Raw genomic sequence first — 19,307 nt, forward strand, 5'->3', positions numbered from 1 at the left:
CGTGGGTGCTCAGGCGACCGGGGCGAAGCCGGGCAGCCAGCGCTCCAGGATGCCCCGGTACGGCGCCTTCGCCTCCAACTGGCACAGCACCCCGATCGACCCGAGCGTCACCCGGTGGATGAGCAGGTACGACGGCGGCAGGTTGAGCTGCCGGCTGAGCTGGTAGGTGGGGGAGCGGGGGCTGGCCAGTCGGGCCGCCTCGCCCCGCAGCCAGGCCCGGGTGAAGCGGAACTCGTCGGCCGCGATGGGCTCCAGCATCGGACGGAGGAAGTCGAGCACCCCCTCGGCGTCGATCTCCTCGGTGGAGCTGACGAAGCCCTCCGACCGTAGCCCCGCCACCACCCCGTCGGCGTCGTTCCGCAGGGCCAGCCCGGCGATGCGACCGATCGGCTCCGGTGTGCCCTCCGGCATCCGGGCCACCGCACCGAAGTCGATCACCCCGAGCCGGCCGTCGGGCAGCATCCGGAAGTTTCCCGGGTGCGGATCGGCGTGCAGCAGGCCGGCCCGCTGCGGTGCGGAGAGGTGCAGCGTGGCCATCAGACGGCCGGCCTCGTCCCGCTGCTCCTCGGTGCCCTCGCGGATGATGTCGGCGAGGGGCGTGCCCGTCACCCACTCGGTGACCAGCACCCGGGGCGACGCGGAGACCACCGCCGGGATGTAGATCTCCGGATCGTCGGCGTACGCGGCGGCGAAGGTGCGCTGCGACTCGCCCTCCAACTCGTAGTCCAACTCCTCGGTGATCCGTTCACGCAGCTCGACCAGGAGCGGCTTGACGTCCAGGCCGGGCTGGATGGCCCGGAACATTCCGCCCAGCCGGGAGAGCTGCTTGAGGTCGGAGAGCAGGGCGTCGCCGGCGCCCGGATATTGGATCTTGACGGCCACGTCGCGGCCGTTCGGCTCGCCCGACGGGCCGTACCCCGGCTCACGCCACCGCGCCCGGTGCACCTGGCCGATGCTGGCCGCGGCGGCCGGGGTGTCGTTGAACTCGACGAACCGGTCCCGCCAGTCCGGGCCGAGCTGCTCGGTCAGCACCTTGTGCACGCTGGCGACCGGCAGCGGCGGAGCGGCCTCCTGAAGCTTGGTCAGCGCCTGGCGGTAGGGCGCGGCGATCTCCTCGGGCAGCGCCGCCTCGAAGACCGACAGGGCCTGGCCGAACTTCATCGCGCCGCCCTTGAGCTGGCCCAACACGCTGAAGAGCTGCTCGGCGGTGCGCTGCTGGATCTCTGCGGAGATCACGTCGGACGCGAGCCCGGTGACGCGCTTACCCATGCCGAGGACGGTCCGACCGGCGAAGCCGAGCGGCAGAGCGGCGAGTTTGGCGGTCCGGGACACGGCCCGGCGCGGGATGTCGGTCACCCGGTCATTGTTACCGACCGGAGGGCCCCGCTGCTGCTGTGCTGCCGGGCTGGTGCCACCCGCGGCTCGGCGAACACCCGCACGCGGGATGCGGCGGCCAACTCCGGCGGCGAAACACGCCCGCGTTGGTGATCTCGGTGGCCCCGCCCAGCGTCTCCGGGCTGCCGCCGTCGAGCTGCGCGAGCGCCTCGGCCAGCGCGTACCCGGTGGCCGCGAGCAGTGTGCCGGTCGCGCCGGCCGCGGCCGGCTCGGCGGCCGCGAGTTGGGCGGCGAGCCGCGGCCAGTCCGGGTCGCGGTCGGCCCGGTGCAGCTCCACGCAGTGCAGGCAGGGCCCGGCGGGTGGGCGGACCAGCGGCCCGATCACCGGTACGCCCTCGCGCAGGGTGACCAGCAGGTGCGGCTGGCGGCGCTGGGCGAGACCGGCTGCGAGCAGCGCCGGCGGACGGTCGACGCCGAGCTGGATCACCAGGTCGACCCGGGCGGTCCGACCCGGGTGGGTGCCGGTGCCCGGTGCGGCGCGGTCGACCGCGGCCCGTACCGCCGCGGCGAGCGGGTCGCCCAGCTCGGCGGCCGGGATGCCGGTGCCGACCAGGTCGATGGGGCGTACCGGGCCGGTGAGGTGCGGGATCACCTGCCCGACGCCGGACTGGGCCAGCGCCACCGCCAGGGGTGCGCCGAGCGCTCCGACCCCGGTGAGCAGCACCCGGGCGGCCCGTCGCCGGCGCAGGCACTGCGCGGGGGTGCCGGGCAGCCGGGCCGCGGCGAGGGCCAGCGCGCCGGCCTCCGCGGCGAGCCGGGCCCGGACCGGCCCGATCAGCTCGCGGGGAAGCAGGCTGTGCCCGGGGACCAGCAGGCACGCCGTGCGCAGGGCGTCGAGCAGGTCGCGTGCCTCGTCGAAGGTGACCCGGGTGGCGGCCGCGTGGGCCAGCACGGCGCGTTCGCTACGGGTGCCGTCGAGCAGGTCGAGCAGGTGGGCGGCGCGCGGGTTGGCCAGCTCCAGCAGCACGGCGGGCCCGGGGCCGACGCCGAGCTGGAGGGTGTGCCGGTCCCGCCAGAGCCGGCAGAGGCCGGGCAGCAGGGTCGGGCGCGGCAGTGCGGTACGACTCATGTTGACGAATCGTGACCGTTTCCCTGCGCTGGGTCGATCGTTGTCCACAGGTCGCCGGGCCGCTGTCCAGCGCTGTCCACAGAATTCGCCGGGTTATCCACAACCCGCCGGTGCCCGTGTCGGGCACCCGACAGGCCGTCGATGACCTCCGGAACGGCAACGGGGGCGGGGTGGCAACCGGCCACCCCGCCCCCGATTACCCGTACGCGTCAGACCTTGGCCTTGCCGAGGATGCGGTTCACTGTTGTCCCGCAAACCGGACACTTGCCCTTGGCCATGTTCATTCCGGTCTTGGAGACCTCGACGTGCCCCTCGAAGTCCCGCTTCTCCTTGCACTTCACGCAGTAACCGTTGTAGGTCGTCTGGGCCTGGTCGGCCACGGTGCCCTCCTCGTCTCGTCCGCCGGTCAATGCGGTTCCGGCGGGGTGCCCGGCGGCGGGCCACACGGGGCGCCGGCGCTGGGTCTCACTCCGCGGCCACCTTCGTGACCGCTGGTTCGCGGACCCTACCCAGGTCTGGGCAGTTCCATGTCAGCTGTGCATCGACACTGTGAGCAAGTCGACGTCGAGAGTGTGCATGGCGAATTAGGTCGGATAAGTCAGTTTGGCGGGGACACGCCGGCCAAACCCTCTCAGCCACCCGTGCGGGTGCCCCCGCGGCGGCACCGAGCAGGATGATCACCTACGGTGGAGGGGGTCCGCGGGGACCGCCATCGGGCTTCACGAAGGGTGACGAGATGGCGGAGCGGCGACCCGGCCAAGAAATTTTCGGGACGCCCAGCGACCAATCACCATTTTCTGGGCGCGTGTCGCGCGGTTGACTCTTGCGGACCCCTGGTCAGTACGCATTAGCTTTCCTTCGTGACACGTAGCCGAGGCTGCGCGGGCCAGTGATGGCGGGGACGCGCAAGCCGGTCGTCGAGGTGCGGCGCAGCCAGCGCCGACGACGCACGGTGTCTGCGTACCGTGACGGTGAGCGGGTCGTCGTCCTCATCCCGGACCAGTTCTCCCGGGCCGAGGAGAGCGAGTGGGTCGACCGGATGCTGGCCCGACTCGCCGCCCGGGAGGGCCGGCTCGCCCGCTCCGACGCGGAGCTGCTGGCCCGGGCCACCCGGCTGATCGACCTCTACCTCGCCGGGTACGGCGCCCAGGCGGTGCCCGCCAGCGTCCGGTGGGTCACGAACCAGAACGGCCGCTGGGGCTCCTGCACGCCCGCCGATCGCAGCATCCGGATCTCGCACCGCGTGCAGGACATGCCCGAATGGGTAATCGACTACGTGCTGCTGCACGAGCTGGCCCACCTCATCGTGCCCAGCCACAACGCCCGGTTCTGGGCGCTGGTCGGCCGCTATCCCAAGGCGGAACGAGCCCGCGGCTACCTCGAAGGCGTCGCCGCCGCCTCCTGCGCCCCCCTGCCGTCCTGACCATTCCGGTGGCCCGCCCGTTTCCGGTGGCGCGCCTGACCCACGGCGCCGCATGGTCCTGGCGTGGCTGCCCTGTGCCGTCCGCAGACTCGTCTGACCTCGAGCGACGCTGCGCCGGCCGTGCTGGCCGGTTGGCCCGCTTTGTCGCGCTCTCTGAGACCTTGCTGCTTGCGGCTGGCCCTAGATCGACTCCGTTTCCCCGATATCGCGCTATCCGCAGGTGAAGGACACCGCGATATCGCCGAAACGGAGTCGATCACGCTGCGCCGGGCTGGGCCGGGGTGAGGCGCGGCCGGGCGGGGTTGGGACGCTAGGGTCGGGATGTGGCACGACGGTTGGTGGTGGCGTTGCTCGGGCCGGCCCACTGGTCGCCGCCCGGCGTCGACCGGGCGGTCTGGCGGGCGGCGCTCGCCGAAGACGTCGTCGACCTGATCGCCACGCTCAACGAGGTGGAGGTCGCCGTCGCGGTGACCCCGGCCGACCGTGCTCTGGCGGACGCGCTGGTCTGGCCCGGCACCACCGTGTACGAGGTGGCCGAGCCGACGCCGAACGCGGTGTTCGCCGCGCTGGACGGCTACGACCAGGCGGCGGTGCTCGTCGGCGACGTGCCGGACCTGCCCGCGCTGACCGTCGGCAAGCTGCTGCGCCCGCTCACCACCCGACCGGTCGCGGTCGCTCCGGTGGAGGGCGGTGGGCCGGGCCTGCTCGGTGTGGCCGCGCGGCTGCCCGTGCCGGGCTGGCTACCCCCGCTGGACCTGGACACGGCGACGCCGGCCGACGCGCGGGCCGGTGCCCCCCGACCTCAGGACGTGGCGGTCACCGCCGGCTGGCGTCGGCTGCGCGGCCCGGCCGACCTGGCCACCCTGGACCCGGCCTTCGAGGGCTGGGAAGCCACCCGCGCCCTGCTCTCGGGCTCGGGCCGGCCGGCCTGACCGGGCGCCCGCCGTCGATCGGCGCGGGCATCCGGGTTCTGTCGTCAGGGCTTGGCGTCGCCGTCGGTGTCGGGCCCGCCGTCGGTGTCGTCGGGCTGGCCGGGAGCCTTCTCCTCCACCCCGCCGGGCGCGGTGAAGTCGAAGTTGTCCAGCTCGCTCAGGTCCATGTCGTTCATCGCGAACGCGACCGGGTCGGCGAAGTCGTCGTCCGACGGGAGCAGGTCCGGGTGGCCCCAGACCGCGTCCCGGCCGGCGATGCCGCGGTGCTCGGTGAGCGCGGCCCAGAGCGCCGCCGCCTCGCGCAGCCGGCGCGGACGCAGCTCCAGGCCGACCAGCGCGGCGAAGGTCTGCTCGGCCGGACCGCCGGCGGCCCGGCGGCGGCGGAACGCCTCACCCAGCCGGACGACGTTGGGCAGCCGGTCGCTGGCGGCGCTGTCCACGACGTGGCACACCCAGCCCTCGACCAGCGCCAGCGCGGTCTCCAGTCGGGCCAGGGAGGCCTTCTGCGCCGGGCTGTCCTCCGGCGTGAAGATGCCCTCCAGGGCGATCGCCTGCATCGACTCCGGGTCGGTCGGGTCGACCCGCCCCATCGCCTCCTCGATCGCCTCCCGGTTGACCCGGATGCCCGAGGCGTACATCTCCACCGCGCTGAGCACGTGCCCGCGCAGCCACGGGACGTGCTGGAACAGCCGCTGGTGGGCGGCCTCGCGCAGCGCCACGTAGAGGCGTACCTCGTCCTCGGGCAGCTCCAGGCCCTCGCCGTACGCCCGGATGTTGGCCGGGATCAGCGCGGCCGTGCCGGCCGGGCCGAGCGGCAGCCCGATGTCGCCGGCGGAGAGCACCTCCGCGGCGAGGGAGCCGAGGGCCTGCCCCAACTGCCCGCCGAAGAGCGCGCCGCCGAGGGTTGCCACCATCGACTGCATCGGGCCGAGCTGGGCGCGCGCCTCCGGCGGCACCAGGTCGCCCATCGCGCCGACCATCCGGCTGGCCACCGGGTCGCAGAGCTTGCGCCACACGTCCAGCGTCTTGAAGATCCACTCATTGCGGTTCCAGGCGACCGGGGACTGGATGCCGGACGGCCATGCCGAGGCGGGCTCCAGCCACAGGTCGGCCAGGCGCAGCGCCTCTTCCACCGCGTTGCGCTCGTAGGGCGACACCGCCGGGTCGCCGGCGGCCGCCAGTTGGCTGGCCGCCACCTGCCGGGCCAGGTCCCAGTTGACCGGCCCGCTGCCCGGCGCGGAGAGCAGGTGCTGCAACTGCGACATGAACTGCTGCATCTGCGCGGGATCGTTGGGGTCTGGTGGTTGCCCACCCGGTAGCGCGAAACCGAACGGAATATCAGGCACGACGTCTACGGTACGCGCGCCGCGCCCCAGGTCGCCGCCGCTGGCGTTGCGCTGAGGGCGAAGTCGCGCGGCGCATGCGGCAACCGGGCCCCGAGCGGTCGGTACGCTCTGCCGCATGAGACGTCGTGGCCTGACGGTCCTGCTCGGTGCCCTGTTCACCGCCCTGCTGAGCATCGGGGTGCTCCGGGTGCCGATCCCGTACGTGGTGCTCGGCCCGGGCCCGACGGTCAACACCCTCGGCACCGCCGACGGCAAGGAGGTCATCCAGATCTCCGGGCGGGAGACGTCCACGTCCGCCGGCCAGCTCCGGTTGACCACCGTGGGGGTGCAGCCCACGGTGCGGCTCCGAGGGGCGATCGCCGGCTGGTTCTCCGACGACGAGGCGGTGGTGCCGCGCGAGCTGGTGTACCCGCCGGGGGAGTCGACGGAGCAGGTCGAGCAGCGCAACGCCGAGGACTTCAAGGTGTCGCAGACCAGCGCCGAGACCGCGGCGCTTCGCGAACTGGGCTTCCCGGTGCAGGTGGTGATCAAGACGGTGGCCGCGGACGGCCCGTCCGCCGGGGTGCTCAAGGTCGGTGACGTGATCACCACGGTCGACGGTAAGCCGGTGCCGGTGGCCTCGAAGGTCACCGAGCTGGTCCGGGCAAAGCCGGCCGGCACGGCCCTGACCATCGGCTACACCCGCGACGGCGCGCCGGCCACCGCGACGGTGACCAGTCAGGAGCAGGACGGCCGGCCGCGGATCGGCGTTGAGATCGACCAGCAGCAGCCACACCCGTTCACGCTCGGCATCGACCTGGAGGACATCGGCGGACCGAGTGCCGGCCTGATGTTCGCCCTGGGCATCGTGGACAAGCTGACCCCGGCCGACCTCACCGGCGGCCAGGTCATCGCCGGCACCGGCACCATCGACGACGAGGGCAACGTCGGCCCGATCGGCGGGATCGCCCAGAAACTGGTCGGTGCGAAGCGCGCCGGGGCCAAGGTCTTCCTGGTGCCGGCGGACAACTGCGCCGAGGCGGTCCGCAACCCGCAACCCGACCTGCCGCTGCTGCGAGTGGGCTCGTTGGACGAAGGACTGACCGCGCTGGAGACGCTGCGGGCGGGGGGACAGCCGACCCGCTGCTGACGCGTGCGACCGTGCCCCGCCGCGTTCAGGAACACCCCGTACTCTGGGTGCCTGGTCGGAGCCGATCACATTCGAGCGTGCGGAGCCAACAGTGGTCATGCGTAGCAGCAGCCCCCTTCCGAGGATGAGCCGGCGCGGGCGCGTCACCATCGCCGTCCTGGTCGGGGTGTTCGTGCTCTTCACCCTGCTCGGCTGGGGTGTGCAGGCGTGGACGGACTGGCTCTGGTTCGACGAGGTCCGCTACACCGAGGTCTTCACCGGCGTGCTGGTCACCCGGCTGCTGCTCTTCCTCGCCGTCGGCCTCGGCATGGCGGTCATCGTCGGCGGCAACCTGTGGCTGGCCCACCGGCTGCGCCCGCGGCTGCGTCCGCACTCGGTCGAGCAGGCGACCCTGGAGCGCTACCGGATGGCGCTCAGCCCGCGCCTCGGCACCTGGATCGCGCTGACCGCCGCCGTGGTCGGGCTCTTCGCCGGCCTCTCCGGGCAGAGCCGGTGGAACCAGTGGCTGCTCTTCCGCAACGGCGGCGACTTTGGAATCAAGGACCCGGAGTTCGGGGTCGACATCGGCTTCTACGTCTTCCAGCTGCCGTTCTGGCGCTACCTGCTCGGGGTCGCGTTCACCGCCGTGGTGCTGGCCGTGATCGGCGCGCTGGCTGTGCACTACCTCTTCGGCGGGGTTCGCCTGCAGGGTGTCGGGGACCGGATGAGCAACGCCGCCCGCGCTCACCTGAGCAGCCTCGTCGCGGTCTTCGTGCTGCTCAAGTCTGTCGCGTACGTGCTGGACCGGCGGGCGATGCTGCTGGAGTACAACGAGGGCGCCAAGCTGTACGGCGCCGGCTACGCGGACGTCAACGCGCTGCTGCCGGCGAAGGAGATCCTGGCCTACATCTCGATCGTGGTGGCGATCGCGATCATCGTGTTCTCCAACGCCTGGATGCGGAACCTGGTCTGGCCGGGCATCTCGCTCGCCCTGCTCGGCGTGTCCGCGGTGGCCATCGGCGGCATCTATCCCTGGGCGGTGCAGACCTTCGAGGTCAAGCCGAGCGCCAAGGACAAGGAGGCGCCGTACATCCAGCGCAGCATCGACGCGACCCGGGCGGCGTTCGGGTTGGGGGCCACCGAGACGACCCCGTACGCGGCGAGCAACCTCACCCCGCCGGCCAACCTGGCCACCGACACTTCCGTGGTGTCGAACGTGCGGCTGCTCGACCCGCAGTTGGTCAGCGAGACCTACACCCAGCTCCAGCAGGTGCGCGGCTTCTACGACTTCGGCCCCAAGCTGGACATCGACCGGTACGGGGTGAACGGCAAGACCTCCGATTACGTGGTCGGCGTCCGGGAGATCAACTACGGCGAGCTGACCGATCAGCAGAACACCTGGATCAACCGGCACACCGTCTACACACACGGGTACGGGCTGGTGGCCGCCCCGGCGAACCAGGTGGTCTGCGGTGGGCAGCCGTTCTTCGTCTCCGGCTTCCTCGGCGAGCGGACCCAGGAGGCGTGCTCCTCGCAGACCGAGCAGATCCCGGCGAAGCAGCCGCGCATCTACTACGGCGAGCGGATGGCCGCCGACGACTACGCGATCGTCGGGCAGTCCGACCCGAACAAGAAGGCCGAGTTCGACCGGCCGGTGGGTGAGGGTGGCGGCGAGTCCTACACCTACACCGGCGAGGGCGGCGTGGAGATCGGCTCCTTCACCCGGCGGCTGCTGTACGCCATCAAGGAGCAGGAGTCGAACTTCCTGCTCTCCGAGGCGGTCAACAAGGACTCCAGGCTGCTGTACGTGCGCAACCCGCGGGACCGGGTGGAGAAGGTCGCGCCGTTCCTCACGCTGGACGGCGACCCGTACCCGGCGGTGGTCGACGGCCGGGTGCAGTGGATCGTCGACGGCTACACCACGGCGGCGACCTACCCGTACGCCGAGCGGGTCAACCTCCAGACCGAGACCACCGACGAGCTGACCAACCGGGGCACCTTCCAGCTGGCCCGGGAGAACGTCAACTACATGCGCAACTCGGTGAAGGCCACCGTCGACGCGTACGACGGCACAGTGAAGCTCTACGAGTACGACGACACCGACCCGGTGCTCAAGGCGTGGAACAAGGCGTTCGGCGGTGACCTGGTGCTGCCGAAGGCGGAGATTCCGGTCGAGCTGACCGAGCACCTGCGCTACCCGGCGGACATGTTCAAGGTGCAGCGGAACCTGCTCACCAAGTTCCACGTGACCAACCCGGGCGACTTCTACTCGGCACAGGACTTCTGGCAGGTGCCCAACGTGCCGGACGCGCCGGACAGCGGCCAGAAGCAGCCCCCGTACTACCTGTTCACCCAGTTCCCGGGGCAGGAGAGCCCGCGGTTCCAGCTCACCTCCGCGGTCACCCCGAACGGCCGGCAGAACCTCGCGGCGCTCATCTCGGGGTCGTACGTCGAGGGGCAGCCGCGGCTGGAGGTGCTGGAGCTGCCGGACCAGACCCGGATCTCCGGTCCGGTGCAGGTGCACCAGCAGATGACCAACAACGCCAACATCCGCCAGCAGCTCAACCTGCTCTCCAGCAACCAGGCGCAGGTGCAGTACGGCAACCTGCTCTCGCTGCCGTTCGCCGACGGCATGCTCTACGTCGAGCCGGTCTACGTGAAGAGCAACCAGCAGGACGCGTACCCGCTGCTGCAGAAGGTGCTGCTCTCGTACGGCGACGGCGGCTCCTTCGTGGCGCTCGCCGACAACATCAATGACGGCATCAAGCAGCTGGTCGAGCAGGGCAAGCGGGCCGGGCAGGGCGCGCCGCCGCCCCCGACCACCGGGGGCAACCCGACCACGCCGCCGCCGAGCCCCGGCACCGGCACCCCGCCGATGACGGGTGAGCTGGCCGACGCGGCGAACCGGGTGCAGACCGCCATCACCGAGGTCCGGGCCGCGCAGACGTCCGGCGACTTCGAGCGGTACGGTCGGGCGCTCAAGGCGCTGGACGAGGCGCTCACCGCCTTCCAGCAGGCGCAGCAGGCGGGCAACCCGCCCGCTTCGCCCGGTGGCAGCCCGTCGCCGAGCGGCAGCGCGCCGCCGCCCCCCGGCCCGACCACCGGCGCGGGCGGCTGACCCCGTCCCTCGGGTAGCACCTCTCGGAGCCCTCGTCGTCGGATCGCACCTGGTCCTGACGGCGGGGGCTCCGCCGTGTCGGCCTGTCGCCTCCCGGACACACCTGGACGGGCCGGCCCGCAACCTGCGGCACCGGTCCGTCGTCCTCTCTGCAACGGGGTGCGGACGAGGGGGACCAGCCGATGAGGGACGCGCAGAGTTTCGACGAGTTGTACCGCGGCACGGCCCGCCGGCTGTTGCGGTACGGCTACGCGGTCACGGGCGACCACACCGAGGCGCAGGATCTGGTGCAGGAGGCGGTCGGCGCTGAGCCGCACCGGACCGCCACCGGACGCCCCGGCGCCGAGTGAGGACGGGGTTCTGCTGGTTCGCGCCCTCCGTGAGCTGCCGACCGTCCAGCGGCAGGCACTGGCCCTGCACTATCTCTTCGACATGTCGGTGGAGGACATCGCTCGGGAGGCCGACGTGCCGGTCGGCACCGTGAAGTCCTGGCTGTCCCGCGGCCGGTCCCGGCTGGCCGCGCTGCTGCCCGAGCTCTCCACCGTGAAGCTGGAGGCGAACGATGTCAGCTGAACTCTCCGACCTCTACCGGTCGCTCGGCGCCGCTGCCGACGACCAGGAACTCGCTCACCCCGGACTGGTGCGGCGGCGCGCCGACCGGCGGGCCCGCGTCCGGGTCGCCAGCACCGCGCTCGCGGTGGCGGTGCTGCTCGGCGGGGTGGCGGTCGGTGGCCGGCTGGTGTGGTCGGCGGACGGCGGCACACCGCTGCCGCCGCCCGCCGACACTCCCGGCCCGGCGCCGACCGGATCGACTCCGCCCCTGTCCGTGTCCCCGTCGCCACCGTCTTCGCCGCCGTCGGGCGGCACGTCGAGTGGTACGCCGTCGGCGACCACAACGGGTGCGGGCAAGCCCCAGCGGCCAACCTCGATTCCGGACCGTGCCTTCTTCGTTCTGGCGGCCGCGAACCACACCGGCCTGGAATCGCGGATCGAGGGGGCGGTGCTGCCGGTGCTCTGCACGGCCGGTTATCCCAGCGAGTCCGCGGTGGTGCAGCGCCGCGGCCGGTACCTGGCCTACAAGCGGCCGGAAACCCCGAAGGGGTACGTGCCGGACGGCAGCTACCGGCACACCATCACCATCTACCGTCCAGGCCGTGCCGACGACGCCGTACGGGAACTGCGGCGGGCGGTTCGCGACTGCCCCGAGCAGGAGCTGCCCGACGACGGCGAGAGGATCTGGCGGCAGCGGCTGCTCGACCCGGGCAGGTACGGCGACGAGTCGGTGCTGTTCGAGATGCGGGCACCGTTCCTGGAGGTCAACGGCAAATCGGGCGGCGAGGAGGTCCGGTTGGTGCGGGCGGTCCGCGTCGACGACGTGGTGACGGTGCTCTGGGAACAGGGCTGGGAGGGCACCTCCGCCGAACGTGCCCCGTTCGACGCCGACAGCCGGCGGGCGGTCGCGGCGATCGAGGACTGGCTCGACTGACGGCGGCCCGGTGAGCGGGTGGGTGGCGGGATGTGGGTCGCTTTGCGGTGCCCCGGGTCGGTGCGCTACGGTTATCGAGTCGACGCGGGGTGGAGCAGCTCGGTAGCTCGCTGGGCTCATAACCCAGAGGTCGCAGGTTCAAATCCTGTCCCCGCTACGAGAGACACAGATCGACAGCCCGTTTCCGGTTCGCCGGAGGCGGGCTGTCGACATTGTCGGGTACGTGTGGGTGGCGCACTGGTGGTCGTGCCCTCGGGTGGCGACCCCGCCGATCATCGCCGGGACGGATGGGTTAGGGTTAACCAGTCGACGCGGGGTGGAGCAGCTCGGTAGCTCGCTGGGCTCATAACCCAGAGGTCGCAGGTTCAAATCCTGTCCCCGCTACAAATGAAAGTGCACGTCAAAGCCCGGCCCCCAGATCGTGGGGGTCGGGTTTTTTTGGCTGGGTGGCGGCGGAGCGGGTCCCGAGATTCGGCGTGGACAGTCGTGCCGAGGTTGCGCCCTTCGGCGAGGATGGGGACATGTCTTCATTCGGCAAGTGGTGGGGCCGGCTCAGCGCGGTCCTCGGTGCGGTCGTGCTGGCGGTGTTCGTGCCCGTCGCGGCCTGGGCGTCCACGGGCACCGGCGAGCTGGTGGTGGAGGCCGCCCGGCGGCGGTCCCGCGGTGGTGGCTTCGGATTCCTCGGCCTGCTCTGCTGCCTGGTGGTGGTGGCGATCATCGTGTTCCTGGTGCTGCGGCTGACCCGCAACCGCCGGGGCGGTCCGCCGCGCTGACCCGGGCGTGGCCGCCCGTGTCCGGCCGGCCAGCGGCTCGTGACACCGGCGGCGGCCAGTCGGCCGCCGCCGGTGTCACGCCGCCAGGGCGGCGTTGGCCTGGGCGATGAACCGGGAGGTGGCCGCGCGGGTGCCGGCGCGCCCGGAGCGGACGCTCTCCGCGGCGGTGACGAGCAGGGTACGCACCTTGGCGTGCCCCTTCGGGGGTGGCGCCGGCGCCGGCCCGAGCTGTTCGGCGATGCTGACGTTGAACGCGGCGGCTCGCTGCTGCGCCGGGTCGGTGATGCTGCCCTCGGTGTAGCGGCGGACGGCGATGCTGGCGTTGAGGCCGCGTTCGTGGCCGAGGACGGTCCCGGCCTCGCCGTTCGTGGTCAAAAAGTTGATCACGTCGATGACGGTGTCCGGGTGGCGGGTGCCGCGGAACGCCGCCCAGTACATCGACGCACGCGCCCACTGTGCACCAGGTGGGCCGGGGAAGCCGACCACGCCCAGCTCGGCCTCGGTGAGCCGTTGCAGCTCCGGCAGTTGGTGGGACCAGGCGAAGGACGCGGCGGTCAACCCGCTGACCACCAGTTGCCGGGCCGGCTCCCCGCTGTCGGCCTGCTCGACAAGTGCCGCGCCCGGTGTGGCCCGCCCGGCCCGGGCGCGCTGCCACAGCTCGAACCAGCCGATCAGCTCGTCCGCGCCGAAGCCGAGCTGGTGCCCCCGGTAGAACTCGCCGCCCTGGGCGCGCAGCCAGAGCCAGAGCGCGCGGTAGTCGCCGGACGCGTCCATGGTGCCGGCCACCCGGCCGTCGCTGGCCTCGGTGACCTGTTCCGCCCAGGCGATGTAGTCCGCCCAGGGCATCCCGCTGCGTGGCTCCGGCATCCGCAGCTCCCGCAGCAGGTCCCGGTTGAAGACCACCGCCGCGAGGGTCTGGCCGCCGGCCACCGCCATCGTCCGCCCGTCCACAGTGCCGTAGCGGATCAGGCTCTCCGGCAGGCCGCGCAGGTCCAGGCGATGGTCGGCGACCCGCTCGCTGAGGTCGAGGACGATCTGGCGCTGGGTGTACTCGGTCAGCACGGCGTCGTCGAGCTGGATCAGGTCCGGCACGTTGCCGCCGGCCGCCTGGGTGGCCAGCCGGTCGTAGTAGCCGTCGGCGCCCTGCCAGGTGACGCGGAAGGTGACCCGGGGGTTGCGCTCCGAGTAGAGCCGCAGCACCTTCTCGGTCAGCTCGGCCCGCTTCGTCCCGCCCCACCAGAAGACCGACAGCTCGACCGGCCCCTCGTCGGTCGATGTGGCGGGGCCGTCGCTGCATCCGGTCAGCCCGCCGGCGGCCAGCAGGGGAGCACCGAGCAGCGCGCCCAGCACCCGGCGCCGGCCCGGGTCGGCGTCGAAGCGGTCGATCGGGGGTCGAACAGCGGGCACGGGGTCTCCTGGCACCTGCGGGCGGCGGCGGTCGGACCATTCACGCAGGCGGCGTGGGAAGGTGTCAACGTCCGTCCGGGCACCCCTGCCCAGAACGGCGGTGCGGGTGGTCGAAGGAGGCCCCCCGGTGCCGCGTGGTGTACTAGGGCGCGTGGAACTTCTGCACTCGGGCAAGGTCCGGGACGTCTACGCCGACGGCGACGACCTGATCCTGGTCGCCTCGGACCGCATCTCGATCTACGACGTGGCGCTGCCGACGCCGATTCCGGACAAGGGTCGCCTGCTCACCGCGCTCTCGCTGTGGTGGTTCGAGCAGCTCGCCGACCTGGTGCCGAACCACGTCATCTCCGCCGCCGACGTGCCGGCGGAGTTCGCCGGGCGGGCGATCCGCTGCCAGCGCCTGGACATGGTCCCGGTCGAGTGCGTCGCCCGGGGCTACCTCACCGGCGGCGGCCTGCGGGAGTACGAGCGCACCGGCGCGGTCTCCGGCGTGCCGCTGCCCCGAGGGCTGGGCGAGGCGTCGATCCTGCCCAAGCCGATCTTCACACCGTCGAGCAAGGCACCGATGGGTGAGCACGACGAACCCATCACGTACGACGACGTGGTGGACAAGGTGGGCGAGGCGACTGCCGAGCGACTGCGGCAGATCACCCTCGACGTCTACCGGCGCGGCGCGGAGCTGGCCGCCGACCGGGGCATCCTGGTCGCCGACACCAAGATCGAGCTGGGCTGGGCGCCGGACGGCACGCTGGTCCTCGCCGACGAACTGCTCACCTCCGACTCGTCCCGGTTCTGGCCGGCCGAGTCGTACCAGCCCGGGCGGGTGCAGTTCTCCTACGACAAGCAGTACGTGCGGGACTGGGCCACCGGCAGCGGCTGGGACAAGCAGGGCCCGGCGCCGGATCTGCCGGCCGAGGTGGTCGAGGCGACCCGGGCCCGCTACGTCGAGGTCTACGAGAAGCTCACCGGCAACCGCTGGGAGTAACCGCTCAGTCCACCCAGTCCAGGGTGCGCTGGACGGCCTTGTGCCACTGGCGCAGCTCCTGCTCGCGCAGCTCGGGGGCCATGGTCGGCTCCCACTGCGCGTCGGAGCGCCACTGTGCCCGCAGGGTGGCCAGGTCCGGCCAGAAACCGACCGCCAGACCGGCCGCGTACGCGGCGCCGAGGCAGGTGGTCTCGGTGATCCGGGAGCGGACCACCGGCACGTCGAGCACGTCGGCGAGGAACTGCATGAGCAGGCCGTTGGCGGTCATGCCGCCGTCCACCCGGAGTCGACGCAGCGCCACGTCGGAGTCGGCGTTCATCGCGTCGACCACCTCGCGGGTCTGCCACGCCGACGCCTCCAGGACCGCACGGGCCAGGTGCCCCTTGGTGATGTAGCCGGTCAGACCGGCGATCACCCCACGGGCGTCGCTACGCCAGTGCGGAGCGAACAGGCCCGAGAACGCCGGCACCACGTAGCAGCCGCCGTTGTCGTCCACGGTGCGGGCCAACTCCTCCACCTCGGCGGCCGTGGAGATCAACCCGAGGTTGTCCCGCAGCCACTGCACCAGTGAACCGGTGACCGCGATGGCGCCCTCCAGGGCGTACGCCGGTGGTTGGCCCTTGATCCGGTAGGCGACCGTGGTGAGCAGGCCGTGCGTCGACGGGACCGGGCTGGCCCCGGTGTTGAGCAGCAGGAAGCTGCCGGTGCCGTAGGTGCACTTCGCCTCGCCCGGCTGGAAGCAGGTCTGGCCGAACAGGGCCGCCTGCTGGTCGCCGAGCGCGCTGGCCACCGGCACTCCGGCCAGCACTCCGGTGGCGGTGCCGTACACCTCGGCGGAGCTGCGGATCTCCGGCAGCATGGCCGCCGGCACGCCCATCGCGTCCAGCAGTTCCGGGGCCCAGGCCAGGGTGGCGAGGTCCATCAGCATCGTCCGGCTGGCATTTGTCACGTCGGTGACGTGCTCGCCGGTCAGCTTCCAGATCAGCCAGCTGTCCATGGTGCCGAAGAGCACCTCGCCGCGCTCGGCGCGCTCGCGCAGGCCGTCAACCTCGTCCAGCAGCCAGCGCAGCTTCGGCCCGGCGAAGTAGGTGGCCAGCGGAAGGCCGGTGCGGGTCCGGAACAGCTCCTCGCCGTACGCCGTCTCCAGCTCGCGCAGCAGCGGCCCGGTCCGGGTGTCCTGCCAGACCAGCGCGTTGGCCACCGGTCGTCCGGTGGCCCGGTCCCAGACCACTGTCGTCTCCCGCTGGTTGGTGATGCCGACCGCGGCCAGCCCGGCCGTGTCGGTGCCGGCCGACCGCAGCGCCTCCTGGACGACCTGCTGGACGTTTTCCCAGATCTCCTCGGCGTCGTGTTCCACCCAGCCGGGTCGGGGAAAGATCTGCCGGTGCTCGCGCTGCGCCACGGCGACGATCTCCCCGGCCCGGTCGAAGACGATGCACCGCGAGGAGGTGGTGCCCTGATCGATGGCGGCGACGTACTGGGGGGTCACGGCAGCACCGTACCCGGACCCGCCGCGCGGTGCGACAGGCGTCACGGTCGGTTGCGGCCTGCCGCCGTCCCGCGCCGACCGATTCGCCTACGATCTGCGAACGTGCGTGACATCGCCGTTTTCAGTGGAACCGCCCATCCCGACCTCGCCACCGAGATCTGCGCCCACCTGGGGGTGCCGCTGCATCCCGTGCGGGTCTCCCGGTTCGCCAACGACTGCCTGGAAGTGCAACTGCAGGCCAACTGCCGGGAGCGGGACGTCTTTCTGATCCAGCCGCTGGTGCCGCCGGTGCAGGAGCACCTGGTCGAGCTGCTGCTGATGATCGACGCCGCCCGGGGGGCGTCCGCCGGCCGGATCACTGTGGTGCTGCCGCACTACGCGTACGCCCGCTCGGACAAGAAGGACGCGCCGCGGATCTCGATCGGCGCCCGGCTCGTCGCCGACCTGCTCACCTCGGCCGGCGCCGACCGGGTGCTCGCGATGACCCTGCACTCGCCCCAGGTGCACGGCTTCTTCAGCGTGCCCGTGGACCACCTGCACGCGCTGCGCGAGCTGGCCGCCCACTTCCGGCGCTACGACCTCAGCAACACCGTCGTCGTCTCGCCCGACCTGGGCAACGCCAAGGAGGCCGCGGCCTTCGCCCGGCTGCTCGGCACGCCGGTGGCGGCGGGGGCGAAGCAGCGGTTCAGCGACGACCTGGTCAAGATCAGCGCGGTGATCGGTGAGGTGACCGACAAGGACGTCATCGTGCTGGACGACGAGATCGCCAAGGGCAGCACGGTCGTCGAGCTGATGGAGCACCTGCGGGGCCTGAAGGTCCGCTCGATCCGGTTGGCCTGCACGCACGGCCTCTTCTCCGGCGACGCGCTGCGGCGACTCAGCGACCAGTCCGGCGTACTGGAGATCGTCTGCACCAACACGGTGCCCATCCCGACCGCCAAGCGGGTCCCCAAACTCCAGGTCCTCTCGGTGGCCCCGGCCCTGGCCGAGGCGATGCGCCGGATCCACAACGGCGAATCCGTCTCCGCGCTCTTCGCCTGAGCCCGCAGGGCGGGCGTCAGTGCGCGGTGCGGTTGCCGATGGTGAGGGTTGAGGTGATGCGGACGGTGGTGCCGGCGGTGCCGGTGGCCACCTCCATGGCGTCGGTCAGCTCGCGGGCCAGCCAGAGGCCCCAGCCGCCGGCGGTGTCCGGGGCCGGCCGTCGGCGGTCGCCCAGCCGCTGCGCACTGATCCCGTGCCCGTGGTCGGCAACCTCGCAGACCAGCGTCCCCGGCTCCTGCCAGAGCCGCAGCCACCCTCGCCCGCCACCGTGCCGCACGGCGTTGGTGATCAGCTCGTTGACCGCCAGTACGAAGTCGTCGAGCCGCTGGCCGATCAACCCGCAGGCGTGCGCGCAGGAGGTGACCGAGTGTCGGATCTCGGTCACCTGGGCCTGGTCGAAGGCCTTGGCGATCAGGAGCGCAGGTTCGATGGGCACAACCGTACGCGGTGCGTGCGGATCTGCGTTCGTCATGGCCCGTCCCGGCGGCGGATCTCGGAGAATTTCGCGGCTTTTCCACCGTACGTCAGGGTTTCCCGAACCGCACTCGCTGCCGGCCGCCCCGCTGGTCGGACTGTGGCATCCTGACCGCCATGCCGTCGCCATCGGGTGGATTCGAGGTGCCGCTCTGGCGGGCGCTCGCGGTGTTCCGGTTCGCGTCCCTGGCGTACGTCTGCGTGCTCGCGGTACGCGACGCCGACCGGTACGCCCACCCGCTCGTCGTCGTGGCCATGGTCCTGGTGATGATCGCCTGGACGGTGGCGACCGCGATCGGCTACGCCCGCCCGGCCTGGCGGCGCTGGCCGCTGCTGCTGGCCGACCTCGCGGTGGTGATGGCCATCGTGCTGGCGACCCCGTGGGTCGTCGGCCGGGCGGCGCTCGCCACCGGCGTGCCCACCATGGGGGTGGCCTGGATGGCGGGCCCGGTCCTGGCCTGGGCCGTCTCCGGTGGCCGGCGGCGGGGCACCGTGGCCGCGCTGCTGGTCGCCGGCGCGGACCTGGCCACCCGGGAACGGATCGGCCAGTCCTCGTTCACCGGGGTGATCCTGATGCTGCTCGCCGGAGTGGTGGTCGGGCACGTCGCCCGGCTCGCGGCGACCGCCGAGGAGCGGCTGCAACGCGCGGTGGAGCTGGAGGCGGCCACCCGGGAGCGGGAGCGGCTGGCCCGGGGCATCCATGACTCGGTTCTCCAGGTGCTGGCACTCGTGCAGCGGCGCGGCGCCGACCTGCCCGGCGAGGCCGGCGAGCTGGCCCGCCTGGCCGGCGAGCAGGAGGCCGCGCTGCGCGCACTGATCGCTGGCGCCACCCCGGCCGGCGCCACCGCCCCGGACGCCGCCGGCACGGTGGATCTTCGGACGCTGCTCGGCCGGTACGCCTCACCTGCGGTGTCGCTCTCCGCGCCGGCCACCCCGGTGCCGCTGCCCCGGCAGGTGGCCGGGGAGTTGGCCGCCGCGACAGGCGCGGCGCTGGACAACGTGGGGCGGCACGCCGACGGGCGGGCCTGGGTGCTGATCGAGGACGAGGGGGCGACCGTGACCGTGTCCATCCGTGACGAGGGGCCGGGCATCCCGGACGGCCGGCTGACCGAGGCGGCCGCCCAGGGGCGGCTCGGCGTGACGCAGTCGATCCGGGGCCGGATGGTGGACCTCGGCGGAACGGTCCGGATCGTGTCGGCCCCCGAGGCCGGCACCGAGATCGAGCTGACCGTGCCGAGGGCGGAGCAGTGAGCCAGGTGCG

Annotated in this window: 18 protein-coding genes and 2 tRNA genes; 13 read left to right on the forward strand and 7 right to left on the reverse strand. The window is 72.3% G+C overall.

Annotated features, from left to right (window positions below):
* Positions 1 to 9: 9 nt before the first annotated feature.
* The 3 genes from GA0070607_RS17210 to GA0070607_RS32390 form a co-directional block, all read right to left on the reverse strand.
* Positions 10 to 1,356 carry an ABC1 kinase family protein gene (locus tag GA0070607_RS17210; RefSeq protein WP_089019114.1) on the reverse strand — a complete coding sequence of 449 codons (1,347 nt, stop codon included), beginning with the start codon at positions 1,354 to 1,356 and terminating at the stop codon, positions 10 to 12.
* Positions 1,357 to 1,366: 10 nt separating this feature from the next.
* Entirely contained in the window at positions 1,367 to 2,464 is a 1,098-nt protein-coding gene (locus tag GA0070607_RS17215; RefSeq protein WP_089019115.1) for a TOMM precursor leader peptide-binding protein, read from the reverse strand.
* Positions 2,465 to 2,673: 209 nt separating this feature from the next.
* The gene (locus GA0070607_RS32390) at positions 2,674 to 2,844 is read right to left on the reverse strand and encodes a DUF5679 domain-containing protein (RefSeq protein ID WP_167457767.1); all 171 of its coding nucleotides are present in this window, start codon (positions 2,842 to 2,844) and stop codon (positions 2,674 to 2,676) included.
* Positions 2,845 to 3,356: 512 nt separating this feature from the next.
* Between GA0070607_RS32390 and GA0070607_RS17220 the strand changes: the two genes are divergently transcribed.
* Positions 3,357 to 3,887 carry a M48 metallopeptidase family protein gene (locus GA0070607_RS17220; protein WP_089019116.1) on the forward strand — a complete coding sequence of 177 codons (531 nt, stop codon included), beginning with the start codon at positions 3,357 to 3,359 and terminating at the stop codon, positions 3,885 to 3,887.
* Positions 3,888 to 4,210: 323 nt separating this feature from the next.
* The gene (locus GA0070607_RS17225) at positions 4,211 to 4,819 is read left to right on the forward strand and encodes a hypothetical protein (protein WP_089019117.1); all 609 of its coding nucleotides are present in this window, start codon (positions 4,211 to 4,213) and stop codon (positions 4,817 to 4,819) included.
* Positions 4,820 to 4,863: 44 nt separating this feature from the next.
* On the opposite strand, the gene GA0070607_RS17230 is transcribed toward GA0070607_RS17225, so the two are convergent.
* On the reverse strand, positions 4,864 to 6,096 hold the full coding sequence (locus tag GA0070607_RS17230) for a zinc-dependent metalloprotease (RefSeq protein WP_089019118.1): 1,233 nt from the start codon (positions 6,094 to 6,096) through the stop codon (positions 4,864 to 4,866).
* Between the two features lie 184 nt (positions 6,097 to 6,280).
* Between GA0070607_RS17230 and GA0070607_RS17235 the strand changes: the two genes are divergently transcribed.
* From GA0070607_RS17235 to GA0070607_RS17265, 8 genes are all read left to right on the forward strand, one after another.
* Positions 6,281 to 7,294, forward strand: coding sequence for a YlbL family protein (locus tag GA0070607_RS17235; protein WP_172899050.1), 1,014 nt, complete (start codon positions 6,281 to 6,283; stop codon positions 7,292 to 7,294).
* A 97-nt stretch (positions 7,295 to 7,391) separates the two neighbouring features.
* Positions 7,392 to 10,391: a UPF0182 family membrane protein gene (locus GA0070607_RS17240; protein ID WP_089019119.1), complete on the forward strand. Its 3,000-nt coding sequence runs from the start codon at positions 7,392 to 7,394 to the stop codon at positions 10,389 to 10,391.
* A gap of 182 nt (positions 10,392 to 10,573) precedes the next feature.
* A complete protein-coding gene (locus GA0070607_RS34145; protein WP_408630836.1) occupies positions 10,574 to 10,741 on the forward strand; it encodes an RNA polymerase sigma factor in 168 nt (55 codons plus the stop codon).
* A gap of 64 nt (positions 10,742 to 10,805) precedes the next feature.
* Positions 10,806 to 10,964 (forward strand): RNA polymerase sigma factor, encoded by a 159-nt coding sequence (locus tag GA0070607_RS34150; RefSeq protein WP_408630912.1) that lies wholly within the window; start codon positions 10,806 to 10,808, stop codon positions 10,962 to 10,964.
* Positions 10,954 to 11,877 (forward strand): hypothetical protein, encoded by a 924-nt coding sequence (locus tag GA0070607_RS17250; protein WP_089019120.1) that lies wholly within the window; start codon positions 10,954 to 10,956, stop codon positions 11,875 to 11,877. The genes GA0070607_RS34150 and GA0070607_RS17250 overlap by 11 nt, the downstream gene beginning before the upstream one ends.
* Before the next feature lie 83 nt (positions 11,878 to 11,960).
* Positions 11,961 to 12,034, forward strand: a tRNA-Met gene (locus tag GA0070607_RS17255).
* 153 nt (positions 12,035 to 12,187) lie between these two features.
* Positions 12,188 to 12,261: transfer RNA gene (locus GA0070607_RS17260), tRNA-Met, on the forward strand.
* A gap of 137 nt (positions 12,262 to 12,398) precedes the next feature.
* A complete protein-coding gene (locus tag GA0070607_RS17265; protein WP_089019121.1) occupies positions 12,399 to 12,650 on the forward strand; it encodes a hypothetical protein in 252 nt (83 codons plus the stop codon).
* 75 nt (positions 12,651 to 12,725) lie between these two features.
* On the opposite strand, the gene GA0070607_RS17270 is transcribed toward GA0070607_RS17265, so the two are convergent.
* Positions 12,726 to 14,057 carry an ABC transporter substrate-binding protein gene (locus tag GA0070607_RS17270; RefSeq protein ID WP_089019122.1) on the reverse strand — a complete coding sequence of 444 codons (1,332 nt, stop codon included), beginning with the start codon at positions 14,055 to 14,057 and terminating at the stop codon, positions 12,726 to 12,728.
* Positions 14,058 to 14,208: 151 nt separating this feature from the next.
* Here GA0070607_RS17270 and GA0070607_RS17275 point away from each other — a divergent pair, with 151 nt between their 5' ends.
* Positions 14,209 to 15,042, forward strand: a complete 834-nt coding sequence (locus GA0070607_RS17275) for a phosphoribosylaminoimidazolesuccinocarboxamide synthase (protein WP_089019123.1) — start codon at positions 14,209 to 14,211, stop codon at positions 15,040 to 15,042.
* Between the two features lie 4 nt (positions 15,043 to 15,046).
* Here GA0070607_RS17275 and glpK read toward each other — a convergent pair whose 3' ends face one another.
* Positions 15,047 to 16,531 carry a glycerol kinase GlpK gene (glpK, locus tag GA0070607_RS17280; RefSeq protein ID WP_089019124.1) on the reverse strand — a complete coding sequence of 495 codons (1,485 nt, stop codon included), beginning with the start codon at positions 16,529 to 16,531 and terminating at the stop codon, positions 15,047 to 15,049.
* Positions 16,532 to 16,633: 102 nt separating this feature from the next.
* Between glpK and GA0070607_RS17285 the strand changes: the two genes are divergently transcribed.
* A complete protein-coding gene (locus tag GA0070607_RS17285; RefSeq protein ID WP_089019125.1) occupies positions 16,634 to 17,572 on the forward strand; it encodes a ribose-phosphate diphosphokinase in 939 nt (312 codons plus the stop codon).
* A 16-nt stretch (positions 17,573 to 17,588) separates the two neighbouring features.
* Here the strand turns inward: GA0070607_RS17285 and GA0070607_RS17290 are convergent, their stop codons facing one another.
* Positions 17,589 to 18,044, reverse strand: a complete 456-nt coding sequence (locus GA0070607_RS17290; RefSeq protein ID WP_089019126.1) for an ATP-binding protein — start codon at positions 18,042 to 18,044, stop codon at positions 17,589 to 17,591.
* Positions 18,045 to 18,163: 119 nt separating this feature from the next.
* Here GA0070607_RS17290 and macS point away from each other — a divergent pair, with 119 nt between their 5' ends.
* Complete coding sequence (macS, locus tag GA0070607_RS17295) at positions 18,164 to 19,297, forward strand: MacS family sensor histidine kinase (protein ID WP_089019127.1); 1,134 nt, start codon at positions 18,164 to 18,166, stop codon at positions 19,295 to 19,297.
* Positions 19,298 to 19,307: the final 10 nt, after the last annotated feature.

Origin of the sequence: Micromonospora coriariae, assembly GCF_900091455.1 — a bacterium.
Classification (GTDB): domain Bacteria; phylum Actinomycetota; class Actinomycetes; order Mycobacteriales; family Micromonosporaceae; genus Micromonospora; species Micromonospora coriariae.